Raw genomic sequence first — 17,800 nt, 5'->3', positions numbered from 1 at the left:
GGGTGAAACAGGATGGCGAACCGCCTGCAGGTTATCTATATCGAAGACGACGAACTGGTGCGCCGCGCCGCCGTGCAGAGCCTGCAGCTCGCCGGCTTCGAGGTGGCCGGCTTCGGCTCGGCCGAGGCCGCCGAGAAGGCGATCCTCGGCGAGCGCGTCGGCGCGGTGGTGTCCGACATCCGCCTGCCCGGCGCCAGCGGCCTGGAGCTGCTGGCGCAGTGCCGCGAGCGCGCCGCCGAGGTGCCGGTGATCCTGGTCACCGGCCATGGCGACATCACCATGGCGGTGCAGGCGATGCGCGACGGCGCTTACGACTTCATCGAGAAGCCCTTCGCCACCGAGCGCCTGATCGAGACCGTGCGCCGCGCCATCGAGCGGCGCGAGCTGGTGCTGGAGAACCTCGCGCTGCGTCGCGAGCTGGCGGTGCAGGGCGTGGTGGCGCCGCGCATCATCGGCCGCAGCCCGGCGATCGAGCAGGTGCGCCGGCTGATCGCCAACGTCGCGCCGACCGACGCCTCGGTGCTGATCAACGGCGACACCGGCGCCGGCAAGGAACTGATCGCGCGCAGCCTGCACGAGATGTCGCCGCGCCGCGACAAGCCCTTCATCGCCGTCAACTGCGGGGCGCTGCCCGAGCCGATGTTCGAGTCCGAGATGTTCGGCTACGAGCCCGGCGCCTTCACCGGCGCGGCCAAGCGGCGGGTCGGCAAGCTCGAATACGCCTCGGGCGGCACGCTGTTCCTCGACGAGATCGAGAGCATGCCGCTCGCGCTGCAGGTGAAGCTGCTGCGCGTGCTGCAGGACGGCGTGCTGGAGCGGCTCGGCTCGAACCAGCCGATTCGCGTCAACTGCCGCGTGGTGGCCGCCGCCAAGGGCGACATGAGCGAGCACGTGGCGGCCGGCACCTTCCGCCAGGATCTGCTCTATCGCCTGAACGTGGTGACTATCGCGCTGCCGCCGCTGGCCGAGCGCCGCGAGGACATCGTGCCGCTGTTCGAGCACTTCATGCTCGATGCGGCGGTGCGCTACAACCGCCCGGCGCCGCACCTGACCGACCGGCAGCGCGAGAGCCTGATGCAGCGCGACTGGCCCGGCAACGTGCGCGAGCTGCGCAACGCCGCCGACCGTTTCGTGCTGGGCGTGACCGAGGGCGTGGTGGAGCCGGCCGGCGGCGCCGAGGCGCGCGAGGCGGCCGGCGCGGAGCAGTCGCTGAAGGAGCGCGTCGAGCAGTTCGAGCGCGCGGTGATCGCCGACACGCTCACGCTCACGGGCGGCGCGGTGGCCGCCACGGCCGACCGGCTGCATGTCGGCAAAGCCACGCTCTACGAGAAGATCAAGCGCTACGGGCTATCGACCAAGGGCGAGAACGAGCGCTGAGCGGGGCGCTCGAGGCGGCTCGCGAGCTTGCCGTCATCGGCTCGGGAAATCGGCCCCGGAAACACAAGGCCGGCGGCGCCTGGAGGCGCGGCCGGCCTTGTCTCGTTCGGGAGGCAGCGTTCAGGCGTTGCTGCCGAGCGCCTTCTGCAGCAGTTGGTCGAGCTCGGCGAACTGCGGCTCGCCGACATAGCGCTTGAGGATCTTGCCGTCCTTGTCGACCACGAAGGTGGTGGGCGTGAGCTGGACGTTGCCGAACTGCTTGGCGATCGAGCCGTCGTCGAAGGCGACCTTGAACGGCAACTGGCGCGTCTGCGTGTAGTTTGCCACGTACATCGGCGAATCATAGTTCATCGCCACGGCGACGAATTCGAGCCCCTGGCCCTTGAAGCGGTTGTAGGTCTGGACCATCTGCGGCATTTCCTTCATGCAGGTCTCGCAGCTGGTCGCCCAGAAATTGACCAGGTAGACCTTGCCCTTCAGGTCCGAGCTGGTGGAGACCTTCTGGCCCGAGAGCAGGGTGAAGGTGGCGTCGGGCACGCTTGACTTGCCGTTCAGCGCGAAATAACCGGCGACGGCGATCGCCACCGCGACGGCGGCGAGCACGACATAGCGCAGCGGGCTGGCGCGGCGGCTGGAGGAAGCGGGGGCTGGGCTCATCGAGGACACCTCGGCGGATCGGGCGAATCCCGCGCGGCATGCACGGGCGGCGACCATTGTAGCGTCAAATCGTGACGCTCATCGGGCAGCGCTCGCGATGCCCGGCATCAGCGCCGGCGGTGCTTCGGGCCCGATTTTCGGCTCGATTTTCGGCCTCGCCGCGCGAGGGCGCCGGGGGCGGCTTATGTTGCCTATTCGGGCGCGCGCCGGGAGGCTCCGCGACGATAATGGCGGCTCGTTCCGTTCCCCGTTCGCCATGCTCCTTTTCGGAATCCGCATCCTGTCGACCGCGCCCCGAGGCCGCGCCGCGGGCGCTCGCCGCCTCGCCCTGTCGATCGCCGCCGCGCTGGCCCTCGGCATCGCGGCCGGCTGCACGCCGGCGCTCGACTGGCGGACCCTGCACAGCGAGGCCGGCTACAGCATCGACCTGCCGGCCAAGCCGACGCTCGACGCGCGCCCGGTCGAGATCGGCGGCGCCAGCATGGACATGCGCATGCAGGCGGCGCATGTCGAGGGCGCGGTGTTCGCGGTCGGCACGGTGATCTTGCCCGACGCGCGGCCGGCCACGCAGCGCGCGGTGCTCGATGCGCTGCGCGCCGGGCTGTCGCGCAACCTGCGCGCGCAGGCGGCCGAGCGCGAGGTGGCGGTGCCGCTCGCGTCCGGCGGCAGCACGCCCGGCATCGAGCTGCGGCTCAGCGGCGAGCCGGCCGGTGCATCGGGCCATGCGGGCGCATCGGGCGCGGCCGCCGGCAAGACCGTGGTGGCCCGGCTCGTCGCACGCGGCGCGCATGTCTACCAGGCCGTGGCGATCGCCGATGCGCCGCTGCCGCCCGAGGCGCTCGACCAGTTCCTCGGTTCCTTCAAGCTCGATTGAGGCACGCGTTCGCGGCGCGCGACCGAAGGGTGCGTCGCACTGCCGCAATGTGTGGACGAAGTGAAGGCCCGGTCGAGGAAAACCGCGCTAGTGGTCGGATTTCACAAGGCTTTTCGGCTATCCACAGCGGATGTGGATAACTTTGTTGACAAACCCCCGAATCGTGCCCCGAGAGCGGCATCGCGCCGCTTTCAAACCAGTTTCATTGATATTCGGCGAGGAAAAAACACTTGACGATTCAGTAGCTTGCGATCGTTCTTCCAGGTACGCGCGATGCGTCGCCGCGCGAGTGATCGATACCGGTAAATGTGTATAAGTCAAGTCTTGACAGCGAGGCATTTCGGCTCAAACCAGCTCGATCGCGCGCCGATAACGGATCGCCTCGCCGATCTGCGCGGCGTCCGGCTGCGCATCGCCGGCAAGATCGGCGATCGTGCGCGCAACTTTCAGCACCCGGTAATAGGCTCGCGCCGACCAGTGGAAGCGCTCGCCGGCCTCGCGCAGCAGGCGCTCTCCCTCGGCGCCGGGGCGGCAGAAGCGATCGGTCTCGCGTCCGCCCAGCATCTGGTTGGTGCAGCCCTGGCGCGCCAGTTGTCGATCGCGCGCGGCGGCCACGCGTCGCGCGACCGTCGCGCTGGCCTCGGCCGGGCGCGTGCCGCGCTCGGCCAACTCGGCGGGCGACAGCGCGGGCAGGGCGACCTGCAGGTCGATGCGATCCACCAGCGGTCCCGACAGCTTGCGCAGATAGCGCGTGGCCACCTCGGGCGTGCAGCGGCAGCGGCCCGAGGGGTCACCGCGCCAGCCGCAGGGACAGGGGTTCATCGCCGCGACCAGCTGGCAGGCTGCGGGGAAGTCGGCCTGCAGGCCGACCCGCGAGATCGTGATGCGGCCGGCTTCGAGCGGCTCGCGCAGCATCTCCAGCACGTGGCGATCGAATTCGGGAAGCTCGTCGAGGAACAGCACGCCTAGATGGGCCAGCGTGATCTCGCCCGGCTGCGGGGGATTGCGGCCGCCGACCAGGGCCGCCGCGCTCGAGGAGTGATGCGGCGTGCGAAACGGCCGGCGCCGCCATGAAGCGGGCGAGAAACCCACGCGGCTGGCCGACAGCAGGGCCGCCGAAACCAGGGCCTCCTCGTCGGTCATGGGCGGCAGCAGCCCCGGCAAGCGCGCGGCCAGCATCGACTTGCCGGCGCCGGGCGGGCCGATCATCAGCATGTTGTTTTCACAAGACCCCAAGGGAATTTCTTGGGAGTCACCTAGAATGATTCAAAAGGGGATGCCCGTGAAACCTTTATCGGCCCTTGTTGGGTTAGGCCTGTACTGCCTTCTTCTGAAGGTGATGCCCTTCGTTGTGATGGCCGTGTCGGGGTTACTGGTAGCGGCGTTTCTTGGGCTTATCTTGTGGGGCGTGCTTACAGACACCCCTAGCGGCCCCACACGGGCGAACTGGCAGAGCCGAGATGTCGATGGCCGTGATTAGCCCACTGCTTCGGACAACGCGCGAACTTCCATTGCCCGTTCTACCAACTCCATCAATCGGTCACATTCGCGTTTGACCACCAAATAGTCATGGATAATGCGAACCTGTTTATCTCCGTCAATATAACGTTCGGAATCGTCCGCTACCTTGTGCGTTTCCTCGATGCGATCTTCTAGGATGATTCCAAGCAATCTGAGGCGAGCCGCCCAGAGGCCGAGAGAATCTCCTAGGTTAATGGGGTGCGGACTTTCAAAAGCTCCAGTCATATATTCGGTCCATGAAACTTGCTCCTCAATTTGGTAGACATTTTCATGCGCGCGCGCGAAGCGAAGCGGTTTTCCAATGGGTTTGCTCCTAGCCTCTCGCAGATATTCTACGAAGCTCTCAAAATCGGCATCCGTGAGATTTTCTGCTGCCTGAAATAAGCGCTCTTCTGATTCGTCTGCTGTCCGGTCTTCTTGAACAATTTCCGCGACTAACAAGCCGATGACGCGCGGCCCGATTTCTTTGGACGCAGATAGGCAGACATGGCGGTAGGCATCCCAGATTGCTGAGGTCGCGGTGTCGCGCTTACCGATTTTCTCCAGGAGGTCATCTAGCGATGCCGATTGGAACTTGGAATCTGCTTGCTTCGCTACTTCGTACAGGAACGCTTCATAGAATTTATCGGCGCGGTACTGTGACCAGCGCTCGATGACCTTCTTCTTAACGAATTCCTGGGCTTGTTTCATTGCCATGTTCTTGGCCATGCCCATTATTACCAGACTCATAGACATTCAAGTCTCCTAGGGAAAGGTTTTGGGCGAAAAATGTGAAAGCCCACCTCGAAATTTCCGGTTCCGATTATCCCCCCTAGGCCCTCCTCGCGCGCATGAAATGCGTGACGTGTGGGCGCGCCTGAAACGCGTAACGTGTGGGCGCGCCTGAAACGCGTAACGTGTGCGCGGCCCACTAGACACGCGCGCGGCTCAATCTAGCGGTGTGACATTGCGAGCCGGTGGCGATGGATATCGTCTGGTGGCCAGAGGGGATCGCTTGGGGAGGTGCGGGTCAACCCGGCATAGCTTCTGTCAGGCTGGGGTGTAGTCAAACCTGACTGTCAGGCATCCTTCGACAATGCGTCAGGATAGGGTTAAATTTCGAATTACTTGACACATGGCAAGAAGGGTCATAGATTCTACTCTGACACTTTCCTCTGGGGACCGACATGAACGGCAAGCGAGTAGGCTACATCCGGGTGAGCAGCCTCGACCAAAACACCGAGCGCCAGTTAGACGGCGTGACGTTGGATCGGACGTTCACAGACAAGGCCAGCGGCAAGGACACCAACAGGCCCCAGCTAGAGGAAGCCCTCCGGTTTCTCCGAGAGGGCGACACCTTTATCGTCCACAGCATGGATCGCTTGGCCCGGAATACAGAGGACCTACTCCGCATGGTGCGGGAGTTGACTGCCAAGCATGTGAGTGTGGAGTTCGTGAAAGAGCGGCTCACCTTCAGCGGCCAGAGCGATGACCCTATGGCAACCTTGATGATGACCATGCTTGGCGGCTTCGCCCAGTTCGAGCGGGCATTGATCCGGGAGCGACAGCGCGAGGGCATCGCGATTGCCAAGGAGAAGGGAGTCTACAAGGGACGCAAGAAGGCACTAAGCCCCGAGCAGGTTTCCGAGCTTCGCCAGCGGGCGTCCGACGGGGAACCGAAGGCGACCATTGCCCGAGACCTTGGTATTAGCCGGGAGACGCTCTACCAGTACCTCAAGGCCGCTTGAGTTTGACTACCCGACGATAAGGCTAGCAGCCTCCAGCTATCGATGTCCGACACTAGGATACGGCAGGCGAGGCTTGCGGCAGGGCATGCCCATCCAGGGGCGGGGATGTCGTCCCCTCACACTAGGAATACCGGAGCGATGAACCCTAGGGTTTCCCTGGAGAGAATGTCGAGGTGACACAATAGGGCCAGAAGCGTCCGCTCACCTCGCCCATACATTCCAACCAGCGACAAGGCCACTGGCCTCGATAGCGGACAACAGGATAGACGGAGCCCACCCCCAGGGGCTTCTTCCAGTGCCCCCATTGAGAGCAGCTTTGAGGGCATCCCTTGAGCGCCTACCGGTAGCTTCATTCCCTGCCGGTGGGCCGCTCACCCAGTATTCCACATTACGAAACGCGGATGTGGGATTACCTGTTCGTTTCCCCTGTCTCTTCACCCATGTGGCCTCTTCAGTGCCCCATGAGGTTCCCCTTTAAAAATTTCGAATTCGTCTTCAACGAAGGAACAACTATGTCCGCGCCATCGAAGCTTTACTCCCGCCGCATTCCGGGCGACTCATCGGACGGCCTCCGGGTTCGCATTGAGAGCCGCTTGGCTGACAAACTGCGTGCCGCACAGGCCCGCCCCGAGATGCTCATCAAGGATGCCTATCAACCCTCTCGGAGCCTGATCGTTCGTCGTGCGCTGTACCTCTACCTGGACAGCCTCACACACATGGACGCCGCCTCGATTGAGCGTGAAGCCCTTGAACTCCACAAGCTCGCCTAAGGAACAGCCATGAGCAAACAGCACACCGAACATGCCCGCCAAGGGCAAACCTTCGTCGGCCTCCCGGCTGACCGCACGGCTCCCGTTGAGAGCGTGACCGTGAATGGTGAGACAGCTACGTTTGTCTCCACCCCGAACGGGATCGAGCTTGATGTGGCGACCAACCAAGATGACGTGATCGTCGTTACCTTCACGACTCAATACTGATCGACCACTATGCAAATGACAACGACAGAGGCGCACCAGAACGCCTCCCTGAGAGTGACCCCGAAGGCACCCAAGAAAGAACGCCACGGGGCCAAGCTCGACCGCTTACGCCGTTACCTTCGAGGCGGTCACTACCTCATCGATCGCACCCAGCCCCTGACGCTCCAGAATCTCAAGACGCAGACCTTGATCGCTGAGGAGGTCGGTCTCCGTAGTTCCGCCGACGTGAGCTTACTGGTGCGCCGTGAGTTCCCCGAGGTGGCCACAGTGCTGTCCGAACGAGACGCGGCGGAATACCACCCGGCACCGAAGAAAGACCGCTTGCTCCGTTACATTGCCTCAGGTGGGCACCTTAGGGACCCTCTTGGGGAACTGACGGCTAGCAATTTGCGAACGCAGCGAGAGATTGCCGATGAACTGGGTATGACCCAGATGCTGGTCAGTTACCACATTCGACAGCACGCGCCCGCAGTTGCGGCAGTAATGGCGAGCCGGAGATGGTATGACGCAGCAGACCGAGCCTGACGCAGCTATCACCTACACCGTCAATAAACGAATGCCGTTCCAGCGCTTCAACTGGACAGACCATGGGTCTCGTATGGCGCGCCTCAAGCCGCTGGAGCGGGGCTGGTTCGACATCATCCGCACGGAGCTATGGACAGTAGAAGGCGTGATGATGGATGAATCCACCCTTCGCAAGCGCCTGAGAATCCCTGGCAAGACCATCCCGAAGCTCGACATCCTCATCGATCTTGGCCTCCTTCAACGTGAAGGGGAAATGATCTTTGATCCCGTGCAGCGCTTCGAGTGGAATCGAGCAGTGAGTGTTTCTGAGGCGAACCGGGACAATGGCAGGAAGGGCGGAAGACCCTCGAAAGCCACGACTGGCAAGGAATCTGAGTACATTCCAGAGGCCCCTTCGGTGGACTTCTAGGAAACCGACCGGTTTTCTTTCGCTTTTGCTTCGCTTAGCGACCGGAAAGCTATTCAGATTCAATATCCAGATTCGAACATTCCAGATTCGACAGACAGAGGATGTTCTCTTTCGACGTGACCATGATGATGTTCTACATCCTTGGTCTCCCCGCGTAAGCGGCCTTTGGTCTCAACCCTCAGGGACCCTTAAGGGGTCCGCAAATCGGCCCCCACAGCCGCCTCACCCTGTTCCGTTTACCTGCCCTTGGCGAGCCTCTATGAAGCCGCCAGGGAGTCCCTATGCGAGCCCTGTGCATATGTCCATTACCGAGACTCGCCGGAAGATCGAAATCCTTCGAGAGATGCGGGAGAACTATGCGGCCGAGCTGATCGACCCATACCGCGCCGCCCTTCTCAGGGAGACCAATCACCGGCTCAAGCAGCAAGAAAAGAATCTCCGATCACTGGAGGAGTTCGCTTCGTTCACCGCCTATCTCGATCAAGAGGTCCCCACTGATGCCCCGCACTGATGCTGTAGCCGATATCCCCCTCCAGGAAATCACCAACAAGGAAATTCGCAGGACTGCGCGCCGTGAACGGCCTCAAGAGGACCTCCATGAGCGCCTCGATAAATTCCTGGAGTTTCCGACCAACACGTTTCATCTCAAGTCTCTCATCTCTGGCTTGGTCGGCTACGAGCTTCGAGCCCGCCTAGCATCCCTACCACTCCCTGAGGAGGGATGTGTAATCGAGCCCGAGCACGCTCCCGAATGACCGAAGACACCATTGTCCAGGTGGATGGTATGACCGCCAGTGTTCGAGCCTTCATTCAGATGGGGAAGGTTATCCAGGCTGATGACGGTCGATACCTGACTACAGGGAAACACCCCAGCGAACCCTACGAGCTATTCCCTGAGGCCCTCGATGCGGGCTATCGAGCACCGGACCCGTACAGCCCCCTCGGGCTCCGTATGCGCGGCTTCCGTGTTCTTGAGGGTGAGACCTTCGATGACAACCGCGTGGAGGTCGGTGGGGCCTTCTATCGCATCTCCGAGGCCCGTAAGCACGGCCTCATCTAATCAATCTACTTTCTCAAGGAAAACAATCATGGGCGACTTCGCCAGCTATTCCACTTACGTTCCGACCGACGACAGCGTTACGCTGAACACGGGACCGAAAGCTACCCTTGTCGGTGGTGTGACCTCGATCGTTCTCAGCGGCAATGAGTCCGTGGCGAGCGACAGCAGCTATGGTTCGGTCTCAGCAAGTGACCTATCCGCGTTCGATGGTAACGACTGGCGCAGCACGGCACGGGACCGTATGGGTCTGCCGACTAACAACATCACGGCCGATAGCGTGGTCAATCTGGCTGGGATGAATGGCAGGGTAGGGGATTTCGTGAAAGCGGGTGTCCTGCGTGAGACGCCGGATGGTTTCGTTCTGGCCTCCGAGGGTGCCCCTGATGTGACCCAGGAGGGAGCCGAAGAGGCCAACCCGGACGCAGCATCGATGCCTGAAGAAGTCGCTCAGGGTGTCGATAAGGCTGTTGAGCCGTTCGATGATTCGACGCTGGATGCTGGTCTTGCCATCGGCATCGCGGCTGCAACCGGCGATATGACCGTGGAGGATATCGTGTCTGGTGTCGCCCAACGATCGGGCATGGAGCCGTCCGATGCGGCCCAGCGGGTGCAATTCGTGATCGATGCCTATCAGACCCAGGCCGATGACTACCTCACTCGCAATGGCCTGGGAGCTGAGGAACTGCCCGCGTTCTATGCCTGGGCGAAGCAGAGTGGCAACAAAGCGGCCCTAACCGCTGCGATCCAGCAGCAGGCATACGGCCGGGACATGAGCGGCTATAAGCCCCTCATTACCAGCTTCATGCAAAGCGTAGCGCCGACCCTCAGCGCTCTGGATGCGAACGGCTACGAGCGAAAGGGCAACCTCGTTCTGATCGATGGGAAGTGGATGGATGTGAAGGCAGCAGCCCGAGCGGGCCTCATCTGACCTCACGAGGCATCGAGTAGATCACCTCAGTCTCTCCTCCGTGTTTCCACTGAAACAGCAGCTTTCCACTGTCGTAATCGACAGTCACGGAGGAGAGCAGCACGCGAAGAGCAGCATTAGCCTTTGCCCTATCGAGTGGGGCGGCCTCCAATGCTTGCCGAAGCTCCTCGACCCTCTTTGCCAGAAGGGGGCCATTAGCTGCCATTAGCTGATCCGCGAGGCCATCACGCTCCGTCCGGAGTGCCTCCAAGGATACTTCCAGGTCCTTGATACGCTCGGCAATAGCGGTAGATGGAGTGACAGCAAGGGCACGAAGCAGGTTTTCAATCTCGTCCTGCGTAGCTTCAATCCGGACCTCTGCCGCATCTAGGTCTGAATCCAGGCCATCCCGCCCACTCGGCACCGTGCCGGTGACATAGCTAGCATTGGAGATAACCGCCGTTTCTACGCTATCCAGCGGGACCGTATGATACTGACAGCCAGCGCCGGCCTTTGCCTTGGTGCATACGAGCTTCGGTTTGCCGCTCTTCGGTCCCGCGCCTTTCATTACGCGCGTCATTGTGCTCCCACAAATTGGGCATCGAGCGAGACCAGCAATTAAGTTCGATATGACCGCGCCGCGATGCTTGGGTGCTGGTCCAGCATTGCCATTGAGTTGTGATTGAGCCTTGGTGAATAGGTCCTCAGATATCACTAAAGGGAAGTATCCAGGGACTTTTTCGAGCGGCAAACGGATTTTCTTTCCACCCTCATGCACGATCCGGTGCGGGGTGAAAATGCCGATGACGGCATCATTGACCAAAATTTTCCGGATGTATGTCCGGTGCCAATGCCGCGCGCGCCCGAAGCATGGAATACCTTCCCGGTTGAATGTCTCTGCGATAAGGGCATACCCAATGCCAGCAGCGTACATATCAAAGATGCGTTGCACGATCGCTGCGCGCTCCGGGACTAGCTCTAGCTTTCCGCTGGCCTCATTGAGGGACACCCAAGCGGGCGTTATGGCGGTAAGGGGCCTATCCTCAACCCTCTGTCGTTTCCCTTCCCAGGCAGCGCTTAGGCGGCGGCTCTTCGTAGCGGATTCCTCGTTCGCGCGCATGAACAGGACAATGGCGATGAGGAGCGAGGTAGGATCATCGTCAAGATTCGCAGAGGTGTACTCCCGGCCGTCATTGAGGGTCACGACAGTGATACCCTCCTCTACGATGTCTTCCAACACCCGAACAGCTTTCCGGGGTGACAGACGCGAAAGTCGGTCCAGCGCCTCGACAAGCAGATAGGACCCTCGCGGGACAAGCCCAGCTCGGACGGCCTCTAGGAATTCCGCTAGGCGTCCCGCTTCAGCATTTGTGCCCCGAAATGCGGACACACCCAGGTCCTCAAAGGTGAGGTCTTGATCGAGTGCTAGGCCCTTCCTTGTCGCGTACTCCAGTGCCATCGTCGTTTGACGGCGATAGGAATCCCCCTTGAGTTGCTCAGGGGTGGAGAAGCGTAGGTAGGAGTAGGCGCGCGGCTTGGACATGGCGATGAGCGGCTGTAATCGGGTCCGTTGAGAATACTATCAGCAGGTGATGGCCGCCCGCGGCGGCGATTTCCAGCGCGCGCTTGGCGCCTTGCTGGCCGACCACCTCGGACAGGTCGGGAGCATTGGCTGCGGGCGTTGAATCGGGCGATGGCGCGGCGATCGGTGACAGCCGGGCCTCGTCGGCACCGGCCAGGTGCGCGCAGAGCGCGGGCAGGTCGGGCGCGCCGTAGACAGTGACGCCCGGCACCAGCGCGGCTTCCGCCGCGCTGTCCAGCGGCAGGTACAGCTCGGGTCCCCTGGATGGAGGAGGCAGGCCGCGCGGCGCGCGACGGCGGCGGGCGCTGGCGTTGCCGGTCGGCGCGGCGCCCTGGCCGGCTTCGGCGTTGCCGTCGTTGCGTCCACCCGTGCCGCCGCCCTCGTCTGCATCGATGCTTTCGCCAGCATCCATGTCCTCGTCGGCGCCGACGTCCTCACCCGCCCCGACATTGTTCGCTGCCGCCGCCTCGCGCCGCCGGCCTTCCGCCAGTTCCCCGCGTGCCGTCCCGCAAGCCATCGCGAAGGCGCCGCGCATCGGCCTGAGCGCGCCCGTCAGCGACAGCTCGCCGGCGAATTCGCGGCCGGCCAGCACGCCGGGCGGCAACTGCCCGTTGGCGGCCAGGATGCCGAGGGCGATCGGCAGGTCGAAGCGTCCCGATTCCTTGGGCAGGTCGGCCGGGGCCAGATTGACGGTGATGCGGCGCACCGGGAAGTCGAAGCCGCAGTTCTGCAGGGCCGCGCGCACGCGCTCGCGGCTCTCGCGCACTTCCAGGTCGGGCAGGCCGACGATCGAGAACGAGGGCAGGCCATTGGCCAGGTGGACTTCGACGGTGACTTCCGGCGCACGGCCGGCAGCGGGCGCGCGCGAGCGCACGACGGCAAGCGACATGGGGCACTCCTGGAGGCGGCCGAGGGAGGCTCGGGCTGCCGTTCGGGGATTCCGTTGAGCGGGTGCGCGCTTGCCGGCGTGGCGCGGGCGGGTGCTGCGGGGAGTCGCGGCCGGGGCCGCGACGGGGGATCAGAGGCCCGAGGGGCGCTCGTTGAGCTTGCGTTCGAGATCGGCGACGCGGCGCTCGAGCTCCTCGAGGCGCGCGCGGGTGCGGGCCAGCACCTGGGTCTGGGTGTCGAATTCCTCGCGCGTCACCAGGTCGAGCTTCGAGAAGCCCTGGGTGAGCATGGCCTTGACGTTGCGTTCGACATCCTTGGCCGGCGAATTCTTCAGCAGATCGCTGACGCGCGACTGCAGATCGTTGAAAACGTCGCTGGGTTGTTTCATGGTGTTCCCCTTCTCTGCACAAAAAATGTGCAAATTCCGTTGCGTTCGTGCCGACAAGGCGCGCATGAGCGGATTTGGTGCGCGTCGCCGGCCCGTTTCCGGGCATCGCGCGCCCCGTTGCGGCGCGCCGGATGCCCCGGACGTGCGTGCACTCTAACAACCTTCCATTACGCACGCCAGCGAAGTGCCGCCGCGCTGGCCGTTCGGCCGGGTATTCCGGGCCGCCGGGCGGCCCGCGCGATGGTTCGGACCGCGACATGGCACGCGAGTTGCTGAGTGTGTCCCGCTACCCACGGAACGCGGTGAGTCGGACCACCGCCCGGACCACCAGAAAAGCGAGAGGACTTCATGAAACTGATTACCGCAATCATCAAGCCGTTCAAGCTCGATGAGACGCGCGAGGCGCTCTCGGCGCTCGGCGTCTCGGGCATCACGGTGACGGAGGTGAAGGGCTTCGGCCGCCAGAAGGGCCATACCGAGCTCTATCGCGGCGCCGAATACGTCGTCGGTTTCCTGCCGAAGATGAAGATCGAGGCCGCCGTGTCCGACGACCTGGTCGACCAGGCGGTCGAGGCGATCGAGCGGGCGGCCCGCACGGGGAAGATCGGCGACGGCAAGATCTTCGTCACGCCGATCGAACAGGTTATCCGGATTCGCACCGGGGAGACGGGCGCCGACGCCCTGTAAGTCAATAAAACGACAAGCGACAAGAGGAAACCCAAGATGCGCAAATTTTTGATGTCATTGCTGATGGCCGGCTCGCTGGTGGCGACCGGGATCGGCGCCGCGATGGCCGACGACGCCTCGTCCGCCCCCGCCGCAGCCTCGGCTGCCGTGGCCTCCGATACCACGGCCAGCGCGCCGGCGGCCGCCAGCGCGGCACCTGCTCCGGCCGCCGCTTCCGCGGCCACCGACGCGAGCGCCGCCGCCGCCCCGGCTTCGGGTGCCTCGGCCGCCGCCGCGCCCGCCGCACCGACCGCGCCCGTCTCGGTCGATTCCTCGAAGATCAACTCGGGCGATACCGCCTGGATGCTGACCTCCACCGCGCTCGTGCTGTTCATGACGATCCCGGGCCTGGCGCTGTTCTACGGCGGCATGGTGCGCAAGAAGAACGTGCTGGCCACGGTGATGCAGAGCTTCGCGATCACCGCGCTGATCACGGTGCTCTGGACGGTGGTCGGCTACAGCCTCGCGTTCACGCCGGGCAGCGGCTTCATCGGCGGCTTCTCGCGGGTGCTGCTCTCGGGCATGGCCTACGTGAAGGGCGATACGGCCACCACGCTGACCGTCAGCCACCTGGCCACGACCATCCCGGAATCGGTCTACTGCGTGTTCCAGATGACCTTCGCGATCATCACGCCGGCCCTGATCTGCGGCGCCTTCGCTGACCGCATGAAGTTCTCGGCGATGCTGGTGTTCATGACGATCTGGTCGCTGGTGGTCTACGTGCCGATCGCGCACATGGTCTGGGAGCCGACCGGCTGGCTGGCTTCGGACGGCGTGCTCGACTTCGCGGGCGGCACCGTGGTGCACATCAACGCCGGTATCGCCGGCCTGGTCGCGGCCCTGGTGCTGGGCAAGCGCGTCGGCTACGGCCGCGAGGCGATGGCCCCGCACAACCTGGTGCTGACGCTGATCGGTGCCTCGATGCTGTGGGTGGGCTGGTTCGGCTTCAACGCGGGTTCCGCGGTGGCCGCCGACGGCCGTGCCGGCTTCGCCATGCTGACCACCCAGATCGCCACGGCCTGCGCGGCGCTGGGCTGGATGTTCGCGGAGTGGATCGCCAAGGGCAAGCCCTCGGTGCTGGGCATCGTCTCCGGCGCGGTCGCCGGCCTGGTGGCGATCACCCCGGCAGCCGGCTTCGTCGGCGTGGGCGGCGCACTGGTGATCGGCATCGCCGCCGGCGTGGTCTGCTTCTGGTCGGCCACCTGGCTCAAGATCAAGCTCGGCTACGACGACTCGCTCGACGCATTCGGCGTGCACGGCGTCGGCGGTATCCTCGGCGCCCTGCTGACCGGCGTGTTCGCGGTCAAGGACATCGGCGGCTTCGACGGCAGCCTGCTGGTGCAGGCCAAGGGCGTGGCGATCACGCTGCTGTACAGCGGCATCGTGACCTTCATCATCCTGAAGGTGATCGACATGGTGATGGGCCTGCGCGTCACGGAAGAAGAGGAGCGCGAAGGCCTGGACGTGATCCTGCACGGCGAACACGTCGAGTAATGATCGGATGGAAGGCCCCGAGGACCTCAGGTCCCGGGGCCCGGGCGGCGGCGCCGGACGGTGCGCCGCCCGATCGAAAGAATGAGCGCAGCGACTTCGGCCCGCCTTCCCGGCGGGTTTTTTTTCGACCGGGTGTTTTGAAGGGACGGCGCCGGCCCTATCTGCCGGTCATGTCCCTGTCGTGAATCGCGCGATCCCGTGCCGGGATAACCCTTTCGGCTATCGGGTCAATAGCGAGAAAAAGATACGGTGTTTCCTTGCGAAGCCGGGAACAATCCCCAAATGGGCAGGGTAATTGCTCTACAATCTTTTTTCTCCTGTTCGCGAGTGATTCATGGTTCCCCACCTCGTTACGGCGTTAAACGGTCCGCTGCTCGAGCTGGAGCGGAAAATCCTCGACGCGACGCCGGCGATCGAACGCTGGTTCCGCCTCGAGTGGCAGGAACACACGCCGCCGTTCTATTGTTCGGTCGACCTGCGTAACGCCGGCTTCAAGCTCGCGCCTGTCGATGCCAATCTGTTTCCCGGCAGTTTCAACAATCTGCCGCCGGAAGTGCTGCCGCTCGCCGTGCAGGCGGCGATGGCCGCGATTGAAAAAATTTGCCCGGATGCGAAAGGATTGCTCGTCATCCCGGAGCTGCCCACGCGCAATGCCTTCTATCTCGAGAACGTCGCGCGGCTGGCCACCATCATGCGCCAGGCCGGGCTCAACGTGCGTTTCGGCTCGCTCGACCCGAGCGTGACCGATGTCACGCCGATCACGCTCGCCGATGGCCAGAAGATCGTGCTCGAGCCGCTCGAGCGCTCGCAGCGCCGCCTGGGCCTGAAGAACTTCGATCCCTGCTCGATCCTGCTCAACAACGACCTGTCGGGCGGGATTCCGGACGTGCTGGAGAACCTGCACGAGCAGTACCTGCTGCCGCCGCTGCACGCGGGCTGGGCGGTGCGTCGCAAGTCGACCCACTTCGCCTGCTACGACGACGTGGCCAAGAAGTTCGCGAAGATGGTCGGCGTCGATCCCTGGATGGTGAATCCCTATTTCGCCCACGTGGGCGGCATCGACTGGCAGGCCGGCAACGGCGGCGAGGCGCTGGCCGACGCGATCGACGCGGTGCTCAAGAAGATCGCGCGCAAGTATCGCGAATACGGCATCAGCGAGAAGCCCTACGTGGTGGTGAAGGCCGACGCGGGCACCGCGGGCCGCGGCGTGATGACCGTGCACGATGCTTCCGAGATCGGCGGCATGACCAAGCTCGAGCGCGCCCAGATGTCCGAGACCAAGGCCGGGCTGCCGGTCAGCGACGTGATCGTGCAGGAAGGCGTGTATACCTTCGAGCGGATCGGCGACGACGTGGCCGAGCCGGTGGTGTACATGATCGACCGCTACGTGGTGGGCGGCTTCTACCGCACCCACTCGGCGCGCGAACGCGACCAGAACCTCAACGCGCCGGGCATGCACTACGTGCCGCTCGGCTTCGAGCACACCGCCCTGCCGGACGCGCACGCCAAGCCGGGCGCCGCGCCGCCGAACCGCTTCTACATGTATGGCGTGGTCGGCCGGCTCGGCCTGCTCGCCTCCTCGATCGAGCTCGAGAAGACCGATCCCGAGGCGATCCAGGTCTGAGCGGGCCCGCCCGCGCGAGATCAAGACAGCACGACACTCAGCCAGCCATCACCAGGACCCGCATGGACATTCTCTTTATCGCCGACCCGCTCGATCGTTTCCGGATCTACAAGGATTCGACCTACGCGATGATGGCCGAGGCGGCGCGGCGCGGGCACACGATCCATGCCTGCGAGCCGCAGCAGCTGGCCTGGACCGGCAGCTCGGTGGAGGCCGACGTGCGGCGCGTGACGATCGTCGGCGACACGGCGGACCTCCATCGCGACACCTGGTTCGAGGCCGGCGCGGCCGAGTCGCGCGCGCTGACGTCCTTCGGCGCGGTGCTGATGCGCAAGGATCCGCCCTTCGACATGGAGTACGTGACCTCCACCTGGCTGCTGGAGATGGCCGAGCGCGCCGGGGCGAGGATCGTCAATCGCCCGCAGGCGATCCGCGATCATTCGGAGAAGCTCGCGATCGGCGAATTCCCGCAGTTCGTGGCGCCGACCCTGGTCACGCGCGACGTGGCGCGGCTGCGTGCCTTCCACGCCGAACACGGCGACGTGATCGTCAAGCCGCTCGACGGCATGGGCGGGATGGGCGTGTTCCGCGTCAAGGCCGACGGCATGAACCTGGGTTCGATCGTCGAGATGCTCGGTGAGGACGGCCGCCGCTCGCTGATGATCCAGAAGTTCATTCCCGAGATCAAGGCGGGCGACAAGCGCATCCTGCTGATCGGCGGCGAGCCGGTGCCGTATTCGCTGGCGCGGATCCCGCAAGGCAACGAGGTGCGCGGCAACCTGGCCGCCGGCGGCGTGGGCGTGGCCCAGCCGCTCACCGAGCGCGATCGCGAGATCGCCGCCGCGCTCGGGCCGGTGCTGGCCGCGCGCGGCCTGCTGCTGGTCGGGCTCGACGCGATCGGCGACTGGCTCACCGAGGTCAACGTGACCAGCCCGACCTGCTTCCGCGAGATCATGGAGCAGACCGGCTTCGACGTGGCGGCGATGTTCGTCGACGCGCTGGAGCGCGCGGTCGGCTGATTGAAGCTTTGCACCGGCGGCGGCCGCGCAGGTCCCCCGCCGCCG

17 protein-coding genes and 2 pseudogenes are annotated in these 17,800 nt (G+C 64.1%); 13 read left to right on the top strand and 6 right to left on the bottom strand.

Annotated elements, in window-relative coordinates; all coding sequences use genetic code 11:
* Nucleotides 1–12 precede the first annotated feature (12 nt).
* On the top strand, nt 13–1,377 hold the full coding sequence (locus BM43_RS22135) for a sigma-54-dependent transcriptional regulator (RefSeq protein ID WP_036049065.1): 1,365 nt from the start codon (nt 13–15) through the stop codon (nt 1,375–1,377).
* A 120-nt stretch (nt 1,378–1,497) separates the two neighbouring features.
* Here the strand turns inward: BM43_RS22135 and BM43_RS22130 are convergent, their stop codons facing one another.
* Complete coding sequence (locus BM43_RS22130; protein WP_025097055.1) at nt 1,498–2,034, bottom strand: TlpA disulfide reductase family protein; 537 nt, start codon at nt 2,032–2,034, stop codon at nt 1,498–1,500.
* 256 nt (nt 2,035–2,290) lie between these two features.
* Here BM43_RS22130 and BM43_RS22125 point away from each other — a divergent pair, with 256 nt between their 5' ends.
* On the top strand, nt 2,291–2,908 hold the full coding sequence (locus BM43_RS22125) for a hypothetical protein (protein ID WP_042285101.1): 618 nt from the start codon (nt 2,291–2,293) through the stop codon (nt 2,906–2,908).
* 345 nt (nt 2,909–3,253) lie between these two features.
* On the opposite strand, the pseudogene BM43_RS22120 reads toward BM43_RS22125, so the two are convergent.
* Together BM43_RS22120 and BM43_RS22115 are read right to left on the bottom strand one after the other, a co-directional pair.
* Nucleotides 3,254–4,129: pseudogene (locus BM43_RS22120) on the bottom strand (YifB family Mg chelatase-like AAA ATPase); the annotation flags it as partial.
* A gap of 255 nt (nt 4,130–4,384) precedes the next feature.
* Nucleotides 4,385–5,164 (bottom strand): hypothetical protein, encoded by a 780-nt coding sequence (locus BM43_RS22115; protein ID WP_036049069.1) that lies wholly within the window; start codon nt 5,162–5,164, stop codon nt 4,385–4,387.
* Between the two features lie 431 nt (nt 5,165–5,595).
* On the opposite strand from BM43_RS22115, the gene BM43_RS22110 reads away from it, so the two are divergent.
* From BM43_RS22110 to BM43_RS22070, 7 genes are all read left to right on the top strand, one after another.
* The gene (locus tag BM43_RS22110) at nt 5,596–6,156 is read left to right on the top strand and encodes a recombinase family protein (RefSeq protein WP_036049072.1); all 561 of its coding nucleotides are present in this window, start codon (nt 5,596–5,598) and stop codon (nt 6,154–6,156) included.
* 401 nt (nt 6,157–6,557) lie between these two features.
* A complete protein-coding gene (locus tag BM43_RS22100; RefSeq protein WP_059443139.1) occupies nt 6,558–6,926 on the top strand; it encodes a hypothetical protein in 369 nt (122 codons plus the stop codon).
* Nucleotides 6,927–6,935: 9 nt separating this feature from the next.
* Nucleotides 6,936–7,133 (top strand): hypothetical protein, encoded by a 198-nt coding sequence (locus BM43_RS22095; RefSeq protein WP_036049079.1) that lies wholly within the window; start codon nt 6,936–6,938, stop codon nt 7,131–7,133.
* A gap of 502 nt (nt 7,134–7,635) precedes the next feature.
* Nucleotides 7,636–8,067: a hypothetical protein gene (locus BM43_RS22085; protein WP_036049085.1), complete on the top strand. Its 432-nt coding sequence runs from the start codon at nt 7,636–7,638 to the stop codon at nt 8,065–8,067.
* A 298-nt stretch (nt 8,068–8,365) separates the two neighbouring features.
* Nucleotides 8,366–8,578: a hypothetical protein gene (locus BM43_RS22080; RefSeq protein WP_036049086.1), complete on the top strand. Its 213-nt coding sequence runs from the start codon at nt 8,366–8,368 to the stop codon at nt 8,576–8,578.
* A 240-nt stretch (nt 8,579–8,818) separates the two neighbouring features.
* Nucleotides 8,819–9,127 (top strand): hypothetical protein, encoded by a 309-nt coding sequence (locus BM43_RS22075; protein ID WP_036049090.1) that lies wholly within the window; start codon nt 8,819–8,821, stop codon nt 9,125–9,127.
* 28 nt (nt 9,128–9,155) lie between these two features.
* The gene (locus BM43_RS22070) at nt 9,156–10,055 is read left to right on the top strand and encodes a hypothetical protein (RefSeq protein ID WP_036049092.1); all 900 of its coding nucleotides are present in this window, start codon (nt 9,156–9,158) and stop codon (nt 10,053–10,055) included.
* On the opposite strand, the gene BM43_RS39290 is transcribed toward BM43_RS22070, so the two are convergent.
* The 3 genes and pseudogenes from BM43_RS39290 to BM43_RS22055 all read right to left on the bottom strand — a co-directional run bounded on the left by BM43_RS39290 (nt 10,048) and on the right by BM43_RS22055 (nt 12,892).
* The gene (locus BM43_RS39290) at nt 10,048–11,577 is read right to left on the bottom strand and encodes a recombinase family protein (RefSeq protein WP_042285097.1); all 1,530 of its coding nucleotides are present in this window, start codon (nt 11,575–11,577) and stop codon (nt 10,048–10,050) included. The genes BM43_RS22070 and BM43_RS39290 overlap by 8 nt on opposite strands.
* Nucleotides 11,543–12,505: pseudogene (locus tag BM43_RS22060) on the bottom strand (magnesium chelatase domain-containing protein); the annotation flags it as partial. The gene BM43_RS39290 and the pseudogene BM43_RS22060, both read right to left, overlap by 35 nt.
* 129 nt (nt 12,506–12,634) lie before the next feature.
* Complete coding sequence (locus BM43_RS22055; RefSeq protein ID WP_013699477.1) at nt 12,635–12,892, bottom strand: accessory factor UbiK family protein; 258 nt, start codon at nt 12,890–12,892, stop codon at nt 12,635–12,637.
* Nucleotides 12,893–13,240: 348 nt separating this feature from the next.
* Between BM43_RS22055 and BM43_RS22050 the strand changes: the two genes are divergently transcribed.
* The 4 genes from BM43_RS22050 (at nt 13,241) to gshB (ending at nt 17,755) form a co-directional block, all read left to right on the top strand.
* Nucleotides 13,241–13,579: a P-II family nitrogen regulator gene (locus tag BM43_RS22050; protein ID WP_042285094.1), complete on the top strand. Its 339-nt coding sequence runs from the start codon at nt 13,241–13,243 to the stop codon at nt 13,577–13,579.
* 36 nt (nt 13,580–13,615) lie between these two features.
* The gene (locus BM43_RS22045) at nt 13,616–15,112 is read left to right on the top strand and encodes an ammonium transporter (protein ID WP_172535117.1); all 1,497 of its coding nucleotides are present in this window, start codon (nt 13,616–13,618) and stop codon (nt 15,110–15,112) included.
* Nucleotides 15,113–15,446: 334 nt separating this feature from the next.
* On the top strand, nt 15,447–16,736 hold the full coding sequence (gene gshA, locus BM43_RS22040; RefSeq protein ID WP_013699475.1) for a glutamate--cysteine ligase: 1,290 nt from the start codon (nt 15,447–15,449) through the stop codon (nt 16,734–16,736).
* Between the two features lie 62 nt (nt 16,737–16,798).
* Nucleotides 16,799–17,755 (top strand): glutathione synthase, encoded by a 957-nt coding sequence (gshB, locus tag BM43_RS22035; protein WP_013699474.1) that lies wholly within the window; start codon nt 16,799–16,801, stop codon nt 17,753–17,755.
* Nucleotides 17,756–17,800: the final 45 nt, after the last annotated feature.

The organism is Burkholderia gladioli (assembly GCF_000959725.1).
GTDB lineage: Bacteria > Pseudomonadota > Gammaproteobacteria > Burkholderiales > Burkholderiaceae > Burkholderia > Burkholderia gladioli.
This window is presented reverse-complemented; position numbering and strand designations above follow the sequence as displayed.